4 protein-coding genes are annotated in these 4566 nt (G+C 50.9%); all 4 read right to left on the reverse strand.

Annotated elements, in window-relative coordinates; genetic code table 11:
- Nucleotides 1–342 (reverse strand): YjhG/YagF family D-xylonate dehydratase (locus J4G02_21435; protein ID MCE2397083.1); only part of this gene is annotated, 342 nt, incomplete at its 3' end.
- A 54-nt stretch (nt 343–396) separates the two neighbouring features.
- Nucleotides 397–1128, reverse strand: a complete 732-nt coding sequence (locus J4G02_21440; protein ID MCE2397084.1) for a phytanoyl-CoA dioxygenase family protein — start codon at nt 1126–1128, stop codon at nt 397–399.
- A 20-nt stretch (nt 1129–1148) separates the two neighbouring features.
- The gene (locus J4G02_21445; GenBank protein MCE2397085.1) at nt 1149–2552 is read right to left on the reverse strand and encodes an Nramp family divalent metal transporter; all 1404 of its coding nucleotides are present in this window, start codon (nt 2550–2552) and stop codon (nt 1149–1151) included.
- 64 nt (nt 2553–2616) lie between these two features.
- Nucleotides 2617–4566, reverse strand: a 1950-nt coding sequence (gene recG / locus J4G02_21450; protein ID MCE2397086.1) for an ATP-dependent DNA helicase RecG, incomplete at its 5' end; no start/stop codon positions are given.

A 4566-nucleotide genomic window follows, 5' to 3' on the forward strand; every position in this document is an offset into this window, starting at 1 on the left:
CATGCCGAGTTCTTTGAATTCCTCGGCGGCAGCCTGCATCAACAAGCCAACCTCCCAATGCCCGGTGTGGTAGCCAAGTGCAATCGGACTCCCGTCCGGTGCGCGGATCCCCCCTTGTGTGCTAAGGATAAGAAACTCTCTCCGATTAAGTTCACCGGGCGCCCATCCCATACCTGCATTATGGCTCCAAGCGAAGACATCTCCGCTCGGCAAATTGAGCAGCATTTCCGGCGTCAGTGGCAGACTGCCCTCAGGACCGGGTGAATGGGTTTCCAAATCGTAAATTGTAGAATCGTTAGAATCCAGAAGCTCGTTGAAAGCAACAGTTTTCTTAGAAGCCATATTATATACCTACTTTCGTATCAAAAACGGAAAAACGCCCCATTATGTTGAATATCACAGCGGTTTGCCGCGCAGCGCCCGCCGGCACTGCATCAGTCCGTTGCCGGTGACATTATACGCAAAGGTGTTCATCCGTCGAGGCAGATTAGAGGTGTTAGCAGCGGAGCCGTGAATAATCAGCGCGTTGAAAAAGACCCCATCCCCCGGTTCCATCTCGACTTTAACAGCATCCTCGCGTTCATGGTAGTGTCCCGGCAAGAATACGCCAAATGTCTGTTGACGTCGTTGATGTTCTTGCAAACCCCATTTATGGCTGCCGGGGACAAACTGGATGCAGCCGTTCTCCTGTCTTGTGGCATCAATCGCCAGTTGGCAGTTCACCATCAACGGGCGATTATCGTCCCGATTCCAATAGGCATAATCCTGATGCCACGGAATCGCTGTGCCATCTTTGGCATCTTTGGGGAGCAGCTTGCTGTGATAGAGTGAAACATTGGGACCAATCATCTGTTCAATAATGTCCAACATTGTATCGGAACGCAGAATTTGGTTCAGGGTCGGGCTTATCAACTCGCTGTTCATCAGCTGCTTAAGCCGTGGGGGTAGGGAAGGATCATCGAACTCTTCCCACGAAAGACCAACCCCTTCAACCGGTTGTTCCGCCATGCGATTGTGAATGTTTTCAATCTCTTCACGGATTTTTTCTATCTCTTCAGGCGAAGCAAGGGCTTTTTTCAGAATAAAACCGTTCTCCTCGTAGGATTGCTTTTCTTTGGGAGTGAGCATCAATTCCATTCCTTTCATGACTATGCGGGCTTAGTAAACTGAAGATAGATAGCATAGATTGCGAGTCCGATCATCGCGAGAAAACATGCCCAAAGCACGGCGTCGGACTTCCGTCCCGGTGCGATACGGCGATCGGTGCGAAAATATCGCAGGTAGATTGTATTCCCCGCAACAAGTGGCATCATCATCGCCCCAATCGTGCCACTGATAGTGAGCATCCAGACCGGATTCTTGATAAAGAAATAACACACCGATTGGATGGCTGGTGCAGCCACCGCCCAGATTCGTCGCACACGGACTCTCTTGTTGTAGTCGTTGGGGTCAATCACACCAATGACGCCCATTACATCGGCGATCATCCGTGAACCACCACCGAGCCCCGACACCACCGTTGAAAAAAGGACAAAGAATCCCCCGAACATGAACAGCCACCATGCCCATTGACCTAACGTCTGTGTGTACATATTAGACAAAATACTGAGCGTATCCAATCCGTCGGGCATCTGTCCCATACGATTCAGTACGCCGGCACCCAGCATGTAAAAAGGGATCGTTGCAAAAGTCAGAACAATTAACGTCAGAACCACATCGGTCTGCATAACGCGAATCCAGCCACGCGCCCGATTTACCCAGCCTTCGCTGTCATCGGTCGGTCCGGTGAAACGGGCATAGCCCTTTTCGGTGCACCAATAGGTGTACGCCATAGACTCACCGGCATTGACACCGGTGCCTCCATAAGCCGCCAAGGCAGCTGCAATTGCAAAGGCAGGGAAATCAAACCGTAGTCCAGCCCCCACGTCCGCCCACGTGATAGCATATTCTGTGAATTGTAGCAGGATCGCACATGCCAACGTGATGAAGGTGAAAGTCACAACCATGAAGGTCAACAACTTTTCGAGGAAACGATAGGTGCCGCTCAGAATCAACGTCGCTGTCACTATAGCAACGATAATTGTCCAGTATCTCGAGTCCATAAACGGCATCATCATGCTCAATGCCTGTCCTGCACCCCCATAAATTCCACCACCACCCATGAGACCGGGAATCTGTTGCAGGAACCATAGGAAAATAAACCAAGACATTTTGCTGCGGAAAAAGGGAAACTTACCGGGGATATCGTTGAACGCAGAGAGAGCGGTATTGCCCGATGAGACAGCGTAACGTCCGAGTTCTGCCTGCACAATACTCTTGCCCCAGCAACTGAGTAGCATCCACCAAAGCATTACAAAACCGACCGTTGCGCCGAGCGTTGTCGTAAGAATAATTTCGCCTGATCCAACCACGGAACCAACTAAAATTAACCCTGGTCCGAGAAACTTGACCGTATTCCAAAACCCAACGGGAGGTTCTTGAATATATTCGCTTCGCAGAGCATAGGGATCTTCAGCGTGTCTCTCTACATTTGTATCTTCGTTTTCTGCCATAAATTCAGTCCTTTCAATTTAGAATGAATACATGAGATTTTTGATTTACTAGCGAACTCTTTAGTCAACCGATTGATGCCATTTTCAAATGTCCACGCCACTGGGTCTGTAACACCTCTTTCAACACCTGATGCACGGGTTGGCTCAGATTAGGGTCTGCCTTAGCGAGCCGATTCGCCTCTGACTTAGCGATTTCAAGCAATGACACATCCCTGAGGATGTTGGCAATTTTGAAGTCTGGAAGCCCGGATTGGCGGGTCCCAAAAAATTCGCCTGGTCCTCGAATTTCCAAATCCGCTTCTGCAAGCTCAAAACCATCATTGGTGCGTGTCATCGCCCTGACTCGACGTACCCCATCGTCGGTCATTGGACCGCTAATCAGATGGCAGGAGGATTTATACGTACCGCGCCCGACGCGCCCGCGTAACTGATGCATTTGCGACAATCCAAACCGCTCGGCGTTTTCTATCACCATGAGCGTGGCATTTGGCACATCAATCCCAACTTCGATGACGGTGGTAGATACCAGAATATCAATCTCTTTATTTTTGAAGCGACCCATCACATCCTGCTTCTCCACCGATCGCATCCGTCCATGCAACAACCCGACCCGCAGATGCGGAAACACATTAGTCTGAAAGTGGTCTGCCATCTCCGTTGCCGCTTTAATTTCCTCTAACTTTTCTGACTCTTCGACAAGTGGATAAACGATGTACGCCTGTCGCCCATGTTGGACCTCCTTCTCTATCTGCGCGTACAGTTTTTCGCGATCCTTTTCCCTCACCCATCTTGTCGTTATCTTCTGCCGTCCCGGCGGCATTTCGTCAATCACGGACACATTGAGGTCGCCATAAATTGTCAGGGCAAGTGTCCGCGGGATGGGGGTCGCCGTCATAACCAAGACATCCGGGGTTGTCCCTTTATCACGGAGTGTCGCACGTTGCATCACACCGAAGCGGTGCTGCTCATCAATGATTACTAGTCCAAGCTGATGAAACTCCACACCCTCTTGAATCAGGGCGTGCGTCCCGACAACGACGTGAGCCGAGCCATCGGCAATGGCAGCGAGGGCTTTGTCACGCTCTGTTTTGGAAAGATCGCTTTTGAGTAGGACGACTTTCAAGCCCCGCGGTTCAAGCAATTCCGATAGGTTGTAGGTATGCTGTTCGGCGAGGATCTCTGTGGGCACCATCAGCGCCCCCTGATACCCGCTCTGAATCGCGCACAATAAGGCAACCGCTCCAACGATTGTCTTTCCGGATCCGACATCCCCTTGAAGCAACCGATTCATCGCCTCTGCGTTCGCCATGTCCGACTTAATCTCCTCAATCACTCGTTTCTGCGCGGCCGTCAGTTGGAAGGGCAACGCCTCAATAAACCGATCTAACAGCTCACCTTCGACTCGGAAAGCGATCCCCTGCTCCTCTGCAAGCCCCAATTCCAGAAGGAAAAACTCATCGAACGCCAACCGCCTCCGTGCCGCATCTTTATACCCCTCGGATGAGGGAAAGTGAACCTCTTGGACCGCCGTGCACCGATCTATCAACTGATTTCGTTGTCGGAGGTCTAGCGGCAAAATCTCTGGATATCCCTCTGCATACCCGTCTACGACTGTCTTGGTCCACTGTCGAAGCATCCGTTGGGTCAACTTCGCTGTCAGCGCGTACTTAGGTACGATTCTGCCCGTGTGAATGAGATCTGCGTCCTCCTCCTCAAGCACTTCAAATTCAAAATCGGTGGTTTGGATTTCGTTATTGCGGCGGGTAAATTTACCGCTCACGACAACAGGTGTGCCAACTTTCAGTAGGTTCTTGAGATAGCCGACACGGCGCCCAAAATTGACCAACTGCGCCACACCTTCTTGGTCATAGACAGCGATCCTGCCGACAGACTTTGCCCCTCTGCGGCTCGGTGTGAATTCGCTGTGATTGACCACTACGCCTTGAATTGTTTCATATTCGCCGGTACGTCCTACATCATAAATTGATCGGAAATGTCCACGATCGAGATAGTC

It is taken from the genome of Candidatus Poribacteria bacterium (assembly GCA_021295755.1).
GTDB lineage: Bacteria > Poribacteria > WGA-4E > WGA-4E > PCPOR2b > PCPOR2b.

Excerpts from the sequence above, each read along its gene's own strand:
- J4G02_21440 (MCE2397084.1), bottom strand. The coding sequence starts at position 1,128 with ATGCTCACTCCCAAAGAAAAGCAATCCTACGAGGAGAACGGTTTTATT.
- J4G02_21445 (MCE2397085.1), bottom strand. The coding sequence starts at position 2,552 with ATGGCAGAAAACGAAGATACAAATGTAGAGAGACACGCTGAAGATCCC.